The 18,177-nt window shown below is 43.0% G+C and carries 16 protein-coding genes and 1 riboswitch; of the genes, 15 read left to right on the top strand and 1 reads right to left on the bottom strand.

The genetic code is table 11. The annotated features are described in order from the left end of the window. Positions 1 to 365 precede the first annotated feature (365 nt). The 5 genes from AM500_RS22000 to AM500_RS21980 all read left to right on the top strand — a co-directional run bounded on the left by AM500_RS22000 (position 366) and on the right by AM500_RS21980 (position 5,086). Complete coding sequence (locus AM500_RS22000) at positions 366 to 1,130, top strand: MerR family transcriptional regulator (protein WP_053601132.1); 765 nt, start codon at positions 366 to 368, stop codon at positions 1,128 to 1,130. A 322-nt stretch (positions 1,131 to 1,452) separates the two neighbouring features. Beyond that, on the top strand, positions 1,453 to 2,403 hold the full coding sequence (locus tag AM500_RS21995) for an ABC transporter permease (protein WP_053601131.1): 951 nt from the start codon (positions 1,453 to 1,455) through the stop codon (positions 2,401 to 2,403). Next, positions 2,396 to 3,340 carry an iron chelate uptake ABC transporter family permease subunit gene (locus AM500_RS21990; protein WP_053601130.1) on the top strand — a complete coding sequence of 315 codons (945 nt, stop codon included), beginning with the start codon at positions 2,396 to 2,398 and terminating at the stop codon, positions 3,338 to 3,340. Before AM500_RS21995 ends, AM500_RS21990 begins: the two co-directional genes overlap by 8 nt. Position 3,341: 1 nt before the next feature. Then, entirely contained in the window at positions 3,342 to 4,100 is a 759-nt protein-coding gene (locus tag AM500_RS21985; RefSeq protein ID WP_053601129.1) for an iron ABC transporter ATP-binding protein, read from the top strand. 38 nt (positions 4,101 to 4,138) lie between these two features. Then, positions 4,139 to 5,086 (top strand): siderophore ABC transporter substrate-binding protein, encoded by a 948-nt coding sequence (locus AM500_RS21980; RefSeq protein WP_053601128.1) that lies wholly within the window; start codon positions 4,139 to 4,141, stop codon positions 5,084 to 5,086. Between the two features lie 427 nt (positions 5,087 to 5,513). On the opposite strand, the gene AM500_RS21975 is transcribed toward AM500_RS21980, so the two are convergent. Next, complete coding sequence (locus AM500_RS21975) at positions 5,514 to 6,389, bottom strand: YhcN/YlaJ family sporulation lipoprotein (protein WP_053601127.1); 876 nt, start codon at positions 6,387 to 6,389, stop codon at positions 5,514 to 5,516. Positions 6,390 to 6,622: 233 nt separating this feature from the next. After that, a riboswitch (SAM riboswitch) is annotated at positions 6,623 to 6,733 on the top strand. Positions 6,734 to 6,829: 96 nt separating this feature from the next. Between AM500_RS21975 and AM500_RS21970 the strand changes: the two genes are divergently transcribed. The 10 genes from AM500_RS21970 to AM500_RS21920 all read left to right on the top strand — a co-directional run bounded on the left by AM500_RS21970 (position 6,830) and on the right by AM500_RS21920 (position 18,172). After that, complete coding sequence (locus AM500_RS21970; RefSeq protein ID WP_053601126.1) at positions 6,830 to 8,155, top strand: homocysteine synthase; 1,326 nt, start codon at positions 6,830 to 6,832, stop codon at positions 8,153 to 8,155. After that, positions 8,152 to 9,234, top strand: coding sequence for a homoserine O-acetyltransferase MetX (metX, locus tag AM500_RS21965; RefSeq protein ID WP_053601125.1), 1,083 nt, complete (start codon positions 8,152 to 8,154; stop codon positions 9,232 to 9,234). Before AM500_RS21970 ends, metX begins: the two co-directional genes overlap by 4 nt. Positions 9,235 to 9,246: 12 nt before the next feature. After that, positions 9,247 to 10,506, top strand: coding sequence for a homoserine dehydrogenase (locus AM500_RS21960; protein WP_053601124.1), 1,260 nt, complete (start codon positions 9,247 to 9,249; stop codon positions 10,504 to 10,506). Between the two features lie 100 nt (positions 10,507 to 10,606). After that, positions 10,607 to 11,035, top strand: coding sequence for a CBO0543 family protein (locus tag AM500_RS21955; RefSeq protein ID WP_053601123.1), 429 nt, complete (start codon positions 10,607 to 10,609; stop codon positions 11,033 to 11,035). 526 nt (positions 11,036 to 11,561) lie between these two features. After that, on the top strand, positions 11,562 to 12,122 hold the full coding sequence (locus AM500_RS21945) for a GNAT family N-acetyltransferase (RefSeq protein WP_053601121.1): 561 nt from the start codon (positions 11,562 to 11,564) through the stop codon (positions 12,120 to 12,122). Between the two features lie 46 nt (positions 12,123 to 12,168). Further along, on the top strand, positions 12,169 to 13,125 hold the full coding sequence (locus AM500_RS21940; protein ID WP_053601120.1) for a glycerophosphodiester phosphodiesterase family protein: 957 nt from the start codon (positions 12,169 to 12,171) through the stop codon (positions 13,123 to 13,125). 285 nt (positions 13,126 to 13,410) lie between these two features. Beyond that, positions 13,411 to 14,448 (top strand): N-acetyl-gamma-glutamyl-phosphate reductase, encoded by a 1,038-nt coding sequence (gene argC / locus AM500_RS21935; RefSeq protein ID WP_231688067.1) that lies wholly within the window; start codon positions 13,411 to 13,413, stop codon positions 14,446 to 14,448. 243 nt (positions 14,449 to 14,691) lie between these two features. Then, positions 14,692 to 15,909 (top strand): bifunctional ornithine acetyltransferase/N-acetylglutamate synthase, encoded by a 1,218-nt coding sequence (gene argJ / locus AM500_RS21930; protein ID WP_053601834.1) that lies wholly within the window; start codon positions 14,692 to 14,694, stop codon positions 15,907 to 15,909. A 273-nt stretch (positions 15,910 to 16,182) separates the two neighbouring features. Beyond that, positions 16,183 to 16,992 carry an acetylglutamate kinase gene (gene argB / locus AM500_RS21925; RefSeq protein WP_053601119.1) on the top strand — a complete coding sequence of 270 codons (810 nt, stop codon included), beginning with the start codon at positions 16,183 to 16,185 and terminating at the stop codon, positions 16,990 to 16,992. Beyond that, positions 16,979 to 18,172 carry an aspartate aminotransferase family protein gene (locus AM500_RS21920; protein ID WP_053601118.1) on the top strand — a complete coding sequence of 398 codons (1,194 nt, stop codon included), beginning with the start codon at positions 16,979 to 16,981 and terminating at the stop codon, positions 18,170 to 18,172. Before argB ends, AM500_RS21920 begins: the two co-directional genes overlap by 14 nt. The last annotated feature ends 5 nt before the right edge of the window (positions 18,173 to 18,177 follow it).

Below are 18,177 nucleotides of genomic sequence, written 5' to 3'. Positions count from 1 at the left end.
AAGTTTACATGGATTAGTCAGTTAGATAGCCTTAATTTATATAGTAAGAAAGAGTTAAAATAGCTTGGATTTCACTAGTAACAGTCCGATTTTGCAATTGAGAATAACTAGGCGCTGACAGGCAGGGACTAGCCTATGCCGTGCAGGGGTTAGTTACTCACAGGCAGTAACCATGCTATGAAGTACTATATATTCCGGTAAAAGTGGCACCAAATAACCATCAAAATTGAAACCTTTATAGTTAACATTCACTAGTCAAAACAATGTTGGGCTTCACCTTTCCGAAAAAGATTGCCCATTTATTCATGATCCCCTTGACCTTCACGCAACGTAAAGGTATACAGTGGGATTTAGGAGGGATTCAGATGGAATATACGGTACAGAGGCTTGCCGATCTGGCGGGGATTAGTGCCAGGACATTACGGTATTACGATGAAATAGGTATCCTTAAGCCGGCAAGAATAAACTCATCGGGTTATCGTATTTATGGAAGCGCCGAGGTGAACAGGCTGCAGCAAATCCTATTTTACAGGGAGCTTGATGTGCCACTTGAAACAATAAAGGATATCATCATTGCGCCAGGCTTCAATGAGGTGGCTGCTTTAAGGGGCCATCGCGAAAAACTCCTGGAAAAGAGGCGACAGCTTGAGCTGTTGATAGCCAATGTGGAAAAAACAATTAAATCAAAGGAAGGGAGTTCTACGATGAGTGACAAAGAAAAATTTGAAGGCTTCAAACAAAAGATGATTGAGGAGAATGAAGAAAAGTACGGGGATGAGATTAGACAAAAGTATGGAAAAGATGAAGTTGAGCAATCGTATGCGAAAGTAAAGAGCATGACGCCGGAACAGCATGAAGAAGTGACGAAACTTGCTGTGGAGGTTCAGCGTACATTGGCAGAAGCCTTCAAAACCGGTAATCCTGCCGGAGAACTCGCTCAAAAGGCTGCGGGATTGCATAAGAAGTGGCTGATGTTTTACTGGAGCAGCTATAGCAAGGAGGCTCACGCCAGTCTTGCACAGATGTATGTTGATGACGAACGTTTTACTTCATATTATGATAAGGACCAGCCAGGCACTGCAAAGTTCCTGAGGGATGCAATTCATATTTATACAGAATTTAAAAAGTAATAACGTGGCGGCTAAGCTTTCTTTAGCCGCTTTTTACGTTCCTGGTTCAATTAATTGTGGATAAAATAACAATATAATTACAGGAAAATACATATCAGAAAATAACTGAGAGATAATAATGAAGGTTTTGCTTTTTGCCACATTTAAAAGTCAAAACTGATTGACAATGAGAATGAATATCATTAACATTAAACTTGTAAGATAATTCACTAACCATAGTGAAAACATTAAAAACACTGTTTCACCTTTTTTTTATGAGTAAATGATAATAATTCTCTATTAGACAATGAACCTAAAATTTTGAAGGCCTGGGGAAAGCCACATGAGACTGATTTATTTAATTGCAGCTTTTATCATCCTATCCATTGCATCCCTATTTATTGGGGTCACTGATATAAGCCCGCTCGATTTATTTAGTTTGAGCGGAGACCAAGCGGACATACTGCTTGCAAGCCGTATTCCTCGTTTGGTGAGTATCATCCTTGCCGGGGTGGGGATGAGTATTAGTGGACTCATTATGCAGCAGCTAACGCGAAACAAATTCGTTTCTCCGACTACTGCTGGAACAATGGATTCCGCAAGGCTTGGTATTCTTGTTTCACTAATGCTGTTCACATCTGCCAGCCCTTTTGTAAAAATGCTAGTCGCTTTTGCCTTTGCCTTAGCAGGTACATTCATATTTATGAAGATCCTCGACAGAGTAAAATATAAGGATGCTATTTTTATACCGCTCGTAGGAATGATGTTCGGAAATATAGTTGGCTCGATCACCACGTTTTTCGCTTATAAAAATGACCTGATCCAGAACATGTCCTCCTGGCTGCAAGGGAATTTCTCCATGATGATACAAGGGAGATACGAACTTCTTTATATAAGCATTCCGCTTCTTGTAGTTGCGTTCCTATATGCTAATAAATTCACAATTGCGGGGATGGGCGAAGAATTTGCAACAAATCTTGGCCTGAACCATAAGCAGATTGTTAATATAGGCCTTAGCATTGTGGCGCTGATTACGGCGCTAGTAATTTTGACAGTCGGGATGATTCCATTTCTGGGCTTGATTGTTCCAAACATTGTAACGATGTACAGGGGAGATCATTTAAAGAACAGTCTGGCGCATACATCCCTGATGGGAGCGGTTTTCGTCCTGGCCTGCGATATTCTTGGAAGGATCATTATCTATCCATACGAAATTCCAATTGGACTGACAGTAGGGGTCATCGGCAGTGGAATCTTCCTTTATTTGGTGATGAGGAGAAAGGCATATGCATAACAAAACAAAAATTCTGCTTCTCGCAGCCTTCTCGCTACTTGCCATCGTACTGTTTGTATTTTTGGATCTTGGTCCGAACTGGGATTATGCTCTTCCGAGGCGTCTGAAAAAAATCCTTGCGATAGCGCTGACAGGTGCAGTAATCGCAATATCGACAGTGATTTTCCAAACGATTACTAATAACCGGATTTTGACACCATCGATTATAGGGCTCGATTCCCTTTATATGCTTATTCAGACCGTATTGATTTTCGGTTTTGGCTCGATGAGTGTCATGGTCGTGAATAAAAATCTAAACTTCCTGATTTCTGTAGGCTTGATGGTCATTTTTTCCGGCATTCTGTACAGGCTTTTATTTAAGAGGGAAGGGCAAAATATATATCTTCTCCTTCTGGTCGGAATCATTTTCGGAACGTTCTTTGCCAGCATTACAACCTTCCTGCAAGTCCTGATTGATCCGAATGAATTCCAGATTGTCCAGGATCGTATGTTTGCAAGTTTCAATAACGTCAACACCGAATTATTGATTCTCGCTTTAATAACAGTGATTGCAGTCATGGCATATTCAGTAAAATTCGTTAAATATCTTGATGTTATGGCCCTTGGCAAGGAACATGCAATAAACCTTGGGGTCGATTATGACTATATTGTCAAACGGCTTCTTGTTGTAATTGCCATTCTTGTTTCAGTTTCGACCGCATTGGTTGGGCCTATCACGTTCCTCGGCCTATTGGTTGCCAACGTGGCCCATGAATTCCTAAAAACATTCAGGCACAGTGTACTTTTAACAGGTTCAGTTTTAATCAGCATCATTGCCCTTGCTGGGGGGCAGCTTATCGTTGAAAGAGTATTTACGTTCTCAACAACATTGAGCGTGATTATCAACTTTATCGGCGGAGTGTATTTCATATATCTTTTGCTAAGGGAGAGTAAATAAAATGTTGGATGTCATTTCTGTTTCAAAAGGATACGGTACAAAGAATGTTGTCGACAATGTCTCTGTAAAAATCCAAAAGGGTAAAATTACTTCCTTCATTGGCCCAAATGGCGCGGGAAAAAGTACTCTTCTCTCCATGATTAGCCGACTAATCACTAAAGATGAAGGGCAGATTTTGATAGATGGCGTCGATATCAGCAAAAAGAAGAGCACTGAGCTAGCGAAGAAAATCTCAATTCTGAAGCAATCAAACCATATCAGTTTGAAGCTTACCATCCGTGAACTAGTATCTTTTGGACGTTTCCCGTATTCACAGGGAAGGCTGAATAAAGAGGACTGGAAGCTTGTTGATGAGGCAATCAACTATATGGAACTTGAAGATATTCAGGATAAATATCTCGACCAGCTGAGCGGCGGGCAAAGGCAGCGCGCATATATTGCGATGGTGCTTGCCCAGGATACGGAATATATCCTTCTTGATGAACCACTTAACAACTTGGACATGAAACACTCTGTTCAAATTATGAAGGTTCTGCGCAGGCTGTGTGATGAACTTGGCAAAACAGTTGTTATCGTCCTTCATGATATCAACTTTGCATCGTGCTATTCTGATTATATTGTGGCGCTGAAGGATGGAAAGGTAGTCCAGGAAGGGCCGACTTGTGACATCATTTCATGTCCAGTGCTAAACAAGGTATACGACATGGATTTCCATATTGAAGAAATCAATGGTAATAATATCTGTGTCTTTTTCTCATAACTAACTTAGAGACTACTTAACTATATGAGGTGGATAAAATGAAGAAAAACTTTGTTTTGACTGTTCTGCTTGGACTGATAATGGTATTCACAGCAGCCTGCGGAAATTCGGATGCGAAGAACAATGGGGCATCTTCTGATGAATCGGAAAAAATAACAGTCACCCATCAGCTTGGGGAAACAAAGGTCAAGAAGAATCCGCAAAATGTCATAGTATTTGATTATGGTGTACTTGATACTCTTGATGAACTCGATGTAAAGGTGACAGGACTACCTCAAGAAACAGTTCCTGGATACCTTGAAAAGTACAAAGGGTCTGAATATGAAAATGTCGGTGGAATTAAAGAGCCTGATTTTGAAAAAATCAACGAGCTTGGCCCTGATTTAATTATTATTTCAGGCCGCCAACAGGATTCGTATGAAGAGCTGAATGAAATTGCGCCGACCATTTTTATGGGGCTTGATACAAGTAAATACCTTGAGTCTTTTAAAGAAAATACAACAACACTTGGTAAAATTTTTGGAAAAGAAGCTGAAGTGGAAGAAAAGCTTTCTGAGGTACAAAAAACAATTGATTCCTTGAATGAACAAGGAAAAGCGACTGGCAAAAATGGCCTCATTGTACTAGCGAATGAAGGTTCGTTAAGTGCATACGGCTCAGGCTCGCGGTTTGGGATTGTCCATGACAACTTCGGAATAGAGCCAGTAGATAAAAACATTGAGGTTTCAACACACGGACAGACCATTTCCTTCGAATACATTCTGGAACAAGATCCTGATTACTTGTTTGTTATCGACCGCGGAGCTGTCGTCCAGGAAGGAAGTTCTTCTGCAAAACCACTTATTGAAAATGACCTTATTAAAAAGACAAAGGCCTATAAAAATGATAACATCGTTTACCTGGATCCGGATTACTGGTACCTGTCAGGCGGAGGCCTTGTTTCAGTAACGGAAATGGCTAAAGAAATTGAAGAAGGAATAAAGTAAATGTGAATGCCCTCACTCTTAAAATAGAGAGAGGGCATTTTTTTCACCCGGTATCCTTCTCCCGCACAGGGACACAAAGGAAAGCATCATTGAATTAACATCGCAGAGACAGGCGGCTCTTTGCCTGTCACGAGGCGCATTTTACCTGTCTCTAGGGGCTGGTTCAATCTAGCTCTACAAGGAATGCTTCGGCTGCATACACATTGCACTAAGAAAAAGTGATAGCTCCAGAAAGGTTTCCCCGAAGTTACATTCCACGAATTTACGCGATAGCGTAAAGAGGATTTTCGAGGAGGCCATACGGAGCTGAACACTAAGGAAAGCTCCAAGAGTAATCATCGCAGTGACACAAAGGTAAGCATCCTTGAATTAACATCGCAGAGACAGGCGGCTTTTTGCCTGTCATTAGGCGCTTGCGACTTTTAGATTACCTGCGGTTGTCTACGTTGAATACATCCTGCATCGTGTCGGTAAAGTCATTGAATAGTCCACGTCCATTACGGTCATTATCAATATCGTTTGCGTAATTGTTCATGGTGTTATAAAAATCGTCATTATACGAAATGTAAACTCTGTGGATCCTTTTGTTCGCAGTCCGAACCTGGTCAGCAATTTTTTGGTCGAAAGCAGTCGAGACATTTTTATAGTCCTGGTCACGAATAATATCGCCATTGTTACCGCCGAATGTCCTGTTATTTCCACCTTGATTGTTATTTCCGCCTTGATTGTTGTTCATGTCATTTTGGATAAATGTGCCGTTCCCGACTCCATATCCTAAGCCAACACCGCTGCCTGTTCCTGTGTCATAACCGAAACTGCCTGTATCATTTCCGACAGCTCCTCCATTGTTATTGTTATTCATTCCGTTCATTCCCTGGTTGTTGCCGTTATTTCCATTTCCATTTCCTTTATTTCCTGCATCACCTTTGCCATTGATGATTCCGTCATCACCATTTTGGTTGATTCGGCCATTTTCCAGCAGGTTGTTGTCATTACCGTTTTGGTTACCTTGTGTATTGGCGCGATTGCCATTATTTTGATCATCGCCAAGTCTAACGGCAACATATGCATTGTTGTTTGAAATGATGACATGAGCCCTGTCGACCCTGTCAAGGCGCTCAACAGCACGGGCTGCTTTTTCCGAAACCCTGAGGTTCTGGTTGTCGTTTGCATTGTTTGTTCTTACATTGTTCGTCCTGACCCTGTTTGTTTGGGCATTGCCGTTATCATTGTTGTCAGCACCACATCCAGCAAGGCCAAAGAGCAATAAAGCTGAGAGCATTATTTTAGGACCTTTGTTCACAAAACTCACTCCTTTTATTTTGGTTCAGAAGTTAGTTTGCCTTTATTATTTTGGGCATATTCATAAGTGAATCATGGCAAAAAAAGCCTGCACATAATAAATCGGTTTGGTACAGTAAAAAAAGATAAATGAAACTATTTAGAATTTTTCGTTGACTTATTCCGCTTACTTCATTTATAATCCTCTATAACAAGCGGTAGTAAAATGAACAGTAATTTAAAACCACATATAGTCTCTTATCCAGAGTGACGGAGGGGTCAGGCCCTATGAAGTCCGGCAACCTTCAAGTGAAAACTTGAAAAGGTGCTAATTCCTGCAGGTGTATTTTGCCTGGAAGATAAGAGGAGGAAACCCCTCTTCTTATGGAGAGGGGTTTTTTATATGAATTATTCATTTGCTGCCTAAATCAATAGGAATTAAAAATTGGAGGGATTCACATAATGACAAATCAAAATGAAAACTTTGGCCTAGAAACACTATTATTGCATGGTGGGCAAACCCCTGATCCGGTAACTGGATCTAGGGCAGTCCCTATTTACCAGACAACTTCCTATGTGTTTAAGGATACCGACCATGCACAGAACCTATTTTCTCTTGCGGAGTCAGGAAATATTTACACAAGGATTATGAATCCAACAACTGATGTACTGGAAAAAAGAATTGCCCTTCTTGAGGGGGGCGCGGCTGCCCTTGCTGTTTCTTCCGGAATGGCCGCTATTTCCTTGGCGATTATGAACCTGGCTGAGGCTGGTGATGAGATTGTAGCCGCGGAAAACCTATATGGTGGTACATTTAACTTATTCGCTGTAACCCTTCCCAAATTTGGAATCAATGTGCGGTTTGTCGACTCGACCAACCCTGAGAACTTCCGTGAGGCAATTACACCTAAAACAAAGGTGATTTTTGGCGAAATCATTGGCAACCCAAGCTTGAATGTCTTAGATGTTGAGGCGGTTGCGGATATTGCCCATGAAAATGGCATTCCACTTATCATTGACAATACCTTTGCATCTCCGTACTCATGCAGGCCTATCGAATGGGGAGCGGATATCGTCGTTCATTCAGCAACTAAGTGGATCGGAGGGCACGGTACAACAATCGGCGGTCTTATTGTCGATGCAGGAAAATTTGATTGGAATAGTGATAAATTCCCTGGCTTTACTGAACCGGATCCTAGTTATAATGGCCTTCGCTTTGCCCAGGATGTCGGTCCGCTCGCCTTCATCACTAAGCTTCGCGTACAGCTTTTGAGGGACTTTGGCTCATCGTTAAGCCCGCAAAGTGCTTTCCTCCTTCTGCAGGGACTTGAAACATTGCACCTGAGAATTCAAAAGCACAATGAGAATGCCATTGAGATTGCACAGTACTTAAAAGACCATCCAGCGGTCGAGTGGGTTTCATTTCCAGGCCTCGAGGAACATCCAAGCCATCAGCTTGCAAAAAAATACCTTGGCGGGGGCTATGGCTCGATTATTGTTTTCGGCATTAAAGGCGGCCGGGAAGCAGGTAAAAAGGTTATCGACAATATCAAACTGTGGTCCCATGTTGCAAATGTTGGTGATGCAAAGTCACTGATTATCCATCCGGCTTCTACTACACACCAGCAGCTCAGTGCAGAGGATCTTGTGAAAAGCGGCGTAACCGAAGAGCTCATCAGACTTTCAGTCGGACTTGAAACTGTAAAGGATCTGAAGGAAGACTTAGACCAGGCTTTCTTGAAGGCTGCAAGTGTTTCTGCCGCACCTGAGGAACAGCTTAATCGATGAGAGCAGAACATTCATCGATACGTTTTGAAACGGCAGCTCCGCCGGAATATGGAACGATAAAAGTCGGTGACCTTGTACTTGAAAGCGGTGTGATACTCCCTGAAACTGAGCTATCCTTCGAAAGGACCGGGAATAGGGGAGGCCCTATCATCCTGGTTTGCCATGCTCTAACAGGAAATCAGTTTACGATTGGTACGGAAAACTATCCCGGCTGGTGGCATGGACTGATTGGCGATGGAAAGTATATCGATACGAATGAATATGAGGTTATTACGTTCAATGTATTGGGAGGCTGCTCGGGATCAACTGGTCCAACTAGTAAAAATCCGCTGTCGAACAAACCGTACCAATTCGGCTTTCCAAAAATAACGATAAGAGACATTGTCCATGCACAGTACCTGGCACTCCGCAAACTTGGTATCGATAAATTAAAAGCGGCGATTGGAGGGTCTCTTGGAGGTATGCAAGTGCTCGAATTGGCAATTGCATACCCTGATTTTACCGATCTAATCATTCCAATGGCCGTTACCCCTTTCTTAAGTGATTATGGAATTGCTTTTAACGCAATAGGCCGTAACGCCATCATGCAGGACCCAGTCTGGAAAGGTGGCTTCTATTCAGAGACAGACAGGATTGCTGGATTGGAAATCGCCAGGATGGTCGGAATGGTCACGTACCGGACCGGCACTATGTTCAATCAGAGATTTAACAGAGAGCTAAAAGATGGAGAAACTTTTCAGATTGAATCCTATTTAAAATATCAGGGGCAAAAGCTTGCTTCCCGTTTTGATGCCAACAGCTATTTGTACTTGTTGGAGGCAATGGATTCGCATGATATTGGCAGAGGAAGGCTTGGGTGGAGGAAGGCTATTCAGAAGATTAATGCAAAAACCCTGCTGTTAGGCTATACGGGTGACTTGCTGTATCCTCCCAAACATGTTAAGGGAATTGCGGAAGCATTGCAGGAGGTTGGGAAAAAGGCTGATTATGTTGAAGTGGAGACTGACTTCGGGCATGACGGATTCCTTGCCGAGTTTTCAAAGTGGGGAGGAATTCTCAAGGCTTCCCTAAAAATTTGAGGAGGGATTTAAGTGGAGGACATCCATGTTGCACTATTGGGCTTTGGCACAGTCGGCAAAGGAGTATATGAAACAATTAAGTCCCATCAGGTAAGGTTAAAAGCAATCCTTGGTAAAAATGTAAAGGTCGCGGCCATACTTGTAAGGGATGTTGAAAAACATCAAGTGCAAGATGATGACATCCTCCTTACCTCAAATTTTAATGACATATTAAATTTGCCGAAACTTGATGTAGTAATAGAAGCAATTGTTGGCAGGGAACCAGGTTATACTTATTTGAAAAAATCAATTGAAAGAGGCTGCCACATTATAACCGCGAATAAGGAAATGTTTGCTTACCATGGAAGTGAACTTCTTGAACATGCTTCCAGATATCATGTTGCCTGTGGGTTTGAAGCGACTGTTGCCGGTGGAATCCCTGCAATTCAAACGGTCAGAACACTTTTGAATGTTAACAAAATCATAAAGATAGAAGGAATTGTTAACGGAACCTCCAATTATATATTGTCCAAAATGCGTGTGGAGGGAGTTTCATTCCATAAGGCACTTCAGGCTGCCCAGGATAAAGGATATGCCGAGGCAGACCCAAGCAGTGATATAGAGGGCTATGATGCTTTTTATAAAGCTATGGTGCTTAGTCAAATTGCGTTTGGGGAGCAGCCGGAGTGGCAGAGGGTAACAAGGAAGGGCATATCAGGAATTTCCCACTCTCAAATTCGGCTCTTTTCAGAGTGTGGATTGCGTGTAAAGCATGTCATCTCACTTGAAAAAGGGAACCGGGGCATCAGATGCTCCGTTAAACCTGTGCTTGTTGCTCCCTCGCATCCGTTGTACTCGGTTGAGGGTGTTCAAAATGCAGTTTCCATAGATGCGGATATTGTCGGGAATTTAACCCTTCAAGGTCCAGGTGCCGGGAAGCTTCCAACTGCAAGTGCCATTGTAGAGGATTTAATCCAGCTTAACCCTAAACAGGGCTGTTACTTTGAAGGGAAAGAGAATGTCCAGTTTAAAAAGGCCCCGTTGCAAAAATGGGTTGTTCTAACAAAACAAACGAGCCTATTCGTATTGGAATCCTTCGAAGTAATAGGCATTGCGCCAGAAAAGGCAATTATTGTGAAGGGTAAGGAAAAGGATATGGATAAATTGCTTGAGGTAAACCCGGGATTAAAAATTTACCAGCTTTATGGCAACATTAGCAAAGGGTTCACGGAAAGTACTCAGCTCAATGATACTAGTATAAGAAGAAAGGTGGCTGTCCCTGAAGGCATATAACTATGCTTGAAGGGGCACTTTTTTTGCCCTCGGTTTAATGTAGAATAAAATCAGGCGGCACTTAGCAAAATAACCCTATCCTGTGTGACGGGGGTGAACCATGCCTGACAAACAGCAAGATATGATCAATAATATTGAGTCACTGGAAAAGAGTTTAACAGAAGTGTGGAACACTTACTGGCGGGAATACTCGTCCTTCGATTCCTTGCAGTTTTGGGTAAATGCTGCCTTGCTCATTGTCCCGCTTATCCTTTTATTTTTTACTATTGATAGAAAACGAGCTTTCCTACTCGGTTTTTATGGATTTTGTGTTCATTTCATATTTACGTATATTGATGCATACAACTCTACTCACGGTAAGGTTTTTTACCCATATAAAGTCTTCCCTATACTGCCTTCAAGCTTCACACTGGATGTATCGCTGATTCCGGTCGTGTTTATGCTTACCTATCAATGGACGTTGAATAGAAATAAAAATTACTACTTGTATAACGATTATTGTATCGGCAATACTTGCATTCATTTTTAAGCCTATTTATGTTTCTGCTAATCTAATGGTACTGAAGCAAGGGACGAATTACCTAACCTTATTTATCTGTTATCTGGTTGTGGTCCTTTTGGCAAAATGGCTGACGAACCTTTTTATTTATTTCAATAGTAAAGCAAAATGAACACTTGGGAATAAAGTTGCACTCCTGATGAAGGAGTGTTTTTTGATTTTTTTGAAGTAAAAAGGGCTTTTCTTCAAAATTATCATTGCCATTAGTATCCTGGAACAGATTAAATATTCCCATTCTCCTGACAGTAAGATATGCAGAAAATATCTTATCGCATGGACTACTGTGGAATCATAATGTAAACTTTGGATAATAAAAGCAGTTTTTTTCGATTGGGTTATAGAGCCGGGTTGACTCTTGAAATGAGTAACAAAAATAGACAGGGCGAAAATCGGTCGAAGTGGCAGTTTCGTTCCTTGCAGCATTTGAACAGGAAGATGGCATACTGCTTTAAATAGGACTGTTGATTACATAAAAAAATAAAAGGGGGAAGGGAGAATGAATCCGGTTTTGCTGGAATTTCCTTCAGAATTTGAAACAGAAAGACTTTTAATCAGAATGCCGAAACCAGGCGATGGAAGTGCCGTGTACCAGGCCATCCAGGCTTCGCTCGAAGAGTTGAAACCATGGATGCCCTGGGCACATGCTAACCAAAGCGAGGATGATGTCGAGGCAAACATCAGGGAATCACATGCAAAGTTTTTAATGAGGCAAGACTTAAGGCTGCTTGTATTTAATAAGAGAACCGGAGATTTGATTGCATCGTCGGGGCTTCATCGGATCAACTGGGATGTTCCTAAATTTGAGATTGGCTATTGGATAGACAGCCGTTTTGGTGGAAAGGGCTTTATGACAGAGGCTGCAAAAGGGATTGCAAATTTCGCATTCAAGGAGCTTGGTGCAAAACGGGTTGAAATCCGCTGTGACTCGAGAAATGAAAAAAGCAGAAAGATTCCGGAACGGCTCGGTTTCCAACTGGAAGGGATCTTGAAAAATGATAGTATTGATGTAGAGGGGAATCTCTCTTCCACATGCATTTTTGCAAAAACAACCAGCTGATAATTTTCGGGGCATTGTCCATTTGGGCAATGCTTTTTAAAAGGAGATGGAAAACATGAAAAGGAAGTGGAAGCGCGCAATAATAGCCCTCATTATCCTTGTTTTATTTATATTCCTGAATAACACTTCTTATTTTTCCAATAGCAAGGCAGAACCCCTGCTCCTGGCTCATCGGGGCTTGGCACAAACCTTCCCGATGGACGGGATTACCAATGAAACATGTACGGCCGAGCGAATTTACCCACCCGAACATCAGTATTTAGAAAACACACTGCCGTCAATGGAAGCAGCATTCGCAGCAGGGGCAGATATAGTCGAAATTGATATCCATCCGACGAAGGATGGTGAATTTGCTGTATTCCATGATTGGACTCTCGACTGCAGGACAAATGGAACTGGAGTTACCCGAGACAACACTATGGAAAACCTTAAGGCCCTTGATATTGGTTATGGGTATACCGCCGACAACGGAAAGACATATCCTTTCCGGGGGAAAGGCGTGGGGTTAATGCCTTCTCTTGAGGAGGTGCTAGTTGAGTTTCCGGATAAGGAGTTGTTGCTTCATATTAAAAGCAATGATCCCAATGAGGGGAAAATGCTGGCTGACTATTTGCGTACTGTAAGTGGATTAGAGCATATATCGGTATACGGCGGAGACGAACCTATCGCATCGCTGTTAAAAGAGCTTCCAGAGGTGCGGGCGATGTCGAAGGCTACCTTAAAAAGCTGCCTCCTTCCGTATATGGCGATTGGCTGGACTGGATTTATACCGGATGCCTGCAAGAACACCCAGCTTCATATCCCCGAGAAAATTGCACCCGTTATCTGGGGCTGGCCGGGAAAATTTAGTTCCAGGATGGATAGTGCAGGAACAAGAGTGGTTTTAGTTGCGGGAGATGGAGGTTTTTCAGAAGGGTTTGACACTAAAGAGGATATAAAACGGGTGCCGGAAGGGTATTCTGGATGGGTTTGGACTAACCGGATTGATAGAGTCAGTGAGTAATGCTTTTAGCAGTTTGTGAGTGGGTAGTCAGTATCGCGGTAAATAACCTTTCAAAGTAAATAAAGATAAATTTGCCACAGAGGATTCCGTCAGCTGTGGCTTTTTTATTATTTATTTTAATAAATATACATCATTATGCATGAAGGGTGAAAGTTTAAATAAATATAACATAGATTACACTAGGCGTTTTTACTATTTTTCAAAAAAACAGAAATATTTTTAAAAGACGGGTTGCATAATTATTAATCTATGATTATAATGATTCAATATAAGGGAGGGGATGCAGTGAGAACAGCAGTTATCGGAGGCACAGGATATAGTGCCATCGAATTGATGAGGCTGATAGATAAACATCCTGAGCTTGAATTGGGGCCAGTCATTTCGAGTTCACGTGGAGGAACTGACATTAGCAGCGTGTTTCCCCATACAGGAGAGTTGCTGGATGTTACGATGGTAAGCTTTGATGCGAAAAAAATAAGTGAGTCTGCAGATATCGCATTCTTGGCCGTTCCTTCAGGAATCAGTAAATCACTCGTTCCCCAATTAATCGAAAATGGAACTAAATGTATCGACTTATCTGGGGATTTAAGGTTAAAGTCCCCCGATCAGTATGAGGAATGGTATAAACACACCCCGGCAGAGCCGGAAGTGATTGCAGAAGCAGTATACGGATTAAGCGAACTGTATACGGAAGAAATCAAAAGCGCTCGAATTGTTGCAAATCCAGGCTGTTATCCAACGGCTTCCCTGTTGGGACTGCTGCCTGTTATAAAGGCAGGGCTCGCAGATACGAGTTCAATTATTATTGATGCAAAATCCGGCGTCTCGGGTGCCGGGCGGGGTGCCTCACTTGGAACTCATTTCTCTGAGGTCAATGAGAATATGAAAGCTTACAAATTAGGCACTCATCAGCATATCCCGGAAATTGAGCAAATTCTATCCGAGCAGTCTGGAAGGGAAATTACAGTTACGTTTACAGCCCATCTTGCACCGATGACACGCGGAATCATGGCAACGATTTATGTGAATTTATCACAAGCCATTTCTACAAAAGAGATCATTGGACTTTACAGTGAATTTTATAAAAACAATCCCTTTGTCCGAATCAGGGATGAAGGAAGCCTGCCGGCAACAAAAGAAGTTTATGGCAGTAACTTTTGCGATATTGGCCTTTTTTCAGATAAAAGGACCGGGCGGCTTACAATTGTTTCTGTTATCGATAATTTGATGAAGGGTGCAGCCGGCCAGGCAATCCAAAATGCGAATTTAATGAATGGCTGGGATATCCGGACGGGTCTATACGATATCCCTCAATATCCATAATACAGCGTGACTATCCTGCGGGGAAAATTGATTGAGGATTCATTTAATACCACGTTGATGAGCCTTCGAGGAAATAATAGATCCCGAGAGTCTTCAAAAGCAGTTCTTGCCGACCCGCGAGAAAAAGTGAATCCGGAGAGTCGCCAACAGCAGTTCTTAACACCTTAATGGCAAAATTTATTATACATTTGTCCTGATTAAAGGACAGGAGAACAAGCGAGGGAGGAATATTACGTGCAGGCAATGTCGGGAGAAAAGATTAATCAGGAGGAAAGGGGAATTTATATATTGCCCAAGGGCTTTAAAGCCGGGGGAATGCATTGCGGCTTAAAAAGGAAGAAGGAAGACCTTGGTTATATTGCCTCCGATATCCCGGCTACAGCTGCTGGCGTGTATACGGTGAACAGCTTTCAAGCTGCACCGCTTGTCGTAACTCAAAAGAGCCTGGAGGTTGAGGGGAAAATCCAGGCATTGATTGTTAACTCCGGCAACGCAAATGCCTGTACCGGCAAACAGGGGATAGAGGATGCTTATGAAATGCAGAGCCAATTTGCAAAGAAACTTGGCATCAATGACCATCTGGTCGCAGTAACCTCTACAGGTGTAATTGGTGAACTGCTTCCGATGGAATGCCTACGGAATGGAATTGATAAACTGCTTAATCCGGAAAACCAAAGCCCGGTAAATTTCCAAAAGGCTATTTTAACAACGGACACATGTATAAAGAGTGCGTTTGCTCAAGTTGAGGTAGATGGGAGTATCGTAACAATTTCGGGTGCTGCAAAGGGTTCGGGAATGATTCATCCGAACATGGCTACAATGCTTGCTTTCATTACAACGGATGCAAATATTGAACAGCCAGCCTTGCTCTCGGCATTGAAGGAATCAACCAACCAAACCTTTAACATGATTACAGTTGATGGTGATTCAAGCACGAATGATATGGTGCTTGCCCTTGCAAATGGGTTAGCCGGGAACGAGGTGCTGAACGAAAGCCACCAGGACTGGCAGGAATTTAGTTCAGCATTCAAGACCGTTTGTGAAGCACTAGCAAAACAAATCGCCAGGGACGGAGAAGGAGCGACAAAACTCATTGAGGTCCGGGTTTCCGGTGCACAGAGTTTAGAGGCGGCCAGGGCAGTCGGGAAAGCTGTGATTTCTTCCAATCTAGTAAAAACTGCGATTTACGGCGAAGACGCCAATTGGGGAAGGATTGTAGCGGCAATCGGCTATAGCGGCATCCCTGTAAACCCTGAAGACGTGGAAGTAACCATCGGCCACTTTTCAGTTTTTGCCAATGGGCTTCCGCTCCCATTCTCAGAGGAAGAGGCAAAAGTTTACTTGTCGGGTGAAGAAGTTGTCATCTTTATCGACTTAAAACAGGGTGATGCGCAGGCCTCCGCCTGGGGCTGCGATCTAACCTATGACTATATCAAAATTAATGCATCGTACCGGACGTAATGCAGTAAATCCATCATGAGTGTATGGAGTTCCGTAGGAGCAACGTGAAATTCTAGCCATTTAATCTCTATTGGCACCATTTCGCTGCTCTAGAATTGTGAAAATGTGGCCAAGAATCTCTATTGGAAACATTTCAATGCTTTAGAATAGCCAAAATGTAGCTAAGAACCTTTATTGGAAGCATTTTAATACTTTTGAAGCAAGGAAATGTATCCAATGACTCTAATGATTATTTCAATCTATTAGGATGCGAAAATTAGGCAGGTGAAAAGAATGGAACACGTGGTGATAAAATGCGGCGGCAGCATCATGGAAAAAATGCCCCCGGCATTGTTTGAAAACATAGTGACACTTGCCAATTCAGGCCAATGGGCACCGATTATCGTCCATGGCGGCGGACCGTTGATTACCTCAATGCTTGAAAAGCTTAACATCGAAACCCGGTTTATCGGAGGTCTGAGGGTAACAACCAATGAGGTGCTTGATGTCGTTGAAATGGCATTAAGCGGGATTGCGAATAAGCAGATTGTTAGAAAAATAGCCCTTGCAGAAGGAAAGGCAATTGGAATCAGCGGTACGGATGGCGGTTTATTAACGGCAGAACCGGCCAGGACCTCAAGTTCGCTTGGATTTGTGGGAGATGTGGCCAATGTGAACACTTCGGTCATTGTACACCTAATCGAAGGCGGTTATATCCCGGTCATTTCTCCAATCGGGGCCGACCTGCAGGGACAGCGATATAACATAAATGGTGACACCGCGGCTGCAGCGATAGCAGCAGCGTTAGGCGGAAGGCTTTGTTTTATTAGTGATATTCCTGGGATTTTAATCGATAAAGGCGGAGAAAAGTCCAAATTGGATACCGCAACAAATAGGGACATAGATGAAATGATTGCTTCCGGCCAAATATGGGGCGGAATGATCCCGAAGGTTCGCTCAGCACTCAATGCTTTATTATCGGGTGTCGGGGAAACCGCAATCATCAATGGTCTTGAACCTGGAAGCCTGCTTTCTTATTGCAGCGGAGGAAAAGCTGGTACGAAAATCGTTCTTGAAAAGGAGGCTGTCCATGGGAATCAATAGCGCGGCGTTAGAAGAATCGGCGATTTTGCACACATACGGAAGGTTTCCGCTTGCTCTTGCAAAAGGGAAGGGAAGTAACGTCTGGGATACAGACGGAAATCAGTATCTCGATTTTACATCGGGTATAGCTGTCTGCAACCTGGGCCATGCCCCAGACTCTGTAAAAACAGCTCTTGAGCAGCAGCTGGAAAAGCTTTGGCATTGTTCAAATCTTTATCATATTCCGCCACAGGAGGAGCTAGCCTCCCTGCTTGTGAAAAATAGTTTTGGAGATTATGTTTTCTTCTGCAATAGTGGCGCTGAAGCAAATGAAGCTGCAATCAAGCTGGCAAGGAGATATGCCAGGAAAATTAGCGGCAGCAGCACGGCAGAAATCATTACCTTCAAACAATCCTTTCACGGCAGGACAATGGGGGCGATGGCTGCAACTGGCCAGGATAAAATTCATGATGGGTTCCATCCGCTGCTGGAAGGGTTCCGCTATCTGGAATACAATGACGGTTCAGCATTAGAGGAAATAGCCGCAAGTAATGCATGTGCTGTCCTCCTGGAGCTTGTACAGGGTGAGGGCGGGGTCGTCCCGGCAAACCTTGAATGGGTCAGGAAACTTGAGGAAATCTGCAAGGAAAAAGGAATCCTGCTTATCATAGACGAGGTCCAGACTGGAATAGGCCGTACTGGAACATTATTTGCATATGAGCAATATGGAATTAAACCAGACATCATGTCGCTTGCAAAAGGACTTGGTTCAGGGTTTCCAATCGGGGCTATGATTGCTACCCGTGAAGCAGCAAAAGGCTTTGAGCCAGGAAGCCATGGAAGCACATTCGGGGGAAATCCGCTCGCTTCAGTAGCAGGGCTTGCTACTGTAACAACTATTTTGTCAGACAATCTCCTCGAGGATGCCAGCAAGCTGTCCACACTTTTGGATGAAGGACTGGCAAAGCTTAAGGAAAAGCATCCTTCCATTAAAAAGGTGAGGGGGATGGGCCTTTTAAAAGGTTTGGAGGTTAACGGAAGTGCATTGGATATTGTCAAAGCAGCAATGGATGAGCATGTCCTGCTCTTGACGGCAGGCCCAAATGTGGTGCGGATCCTCCCGCCCCTGACTGCAACAAGCGGAGAAGCCGCCAGCTTTCTTGGGGCTCTGGATAAAGTGTTAACCAATATGTATGAATAGATAAG

It is taken from the genome of Bacillus sp. FJAT-18017, assembly GCF_001278805.1.
Classification (GTDB): Bacteria; Bacillota; Bacilli; order Bacillales; family Cytobacillaceae; genus Bacillus_D.
Note: the sequence above shows the minus strand (reverse complement) of the source record. Positions and strands in the feature narration are given on the sequence as shown.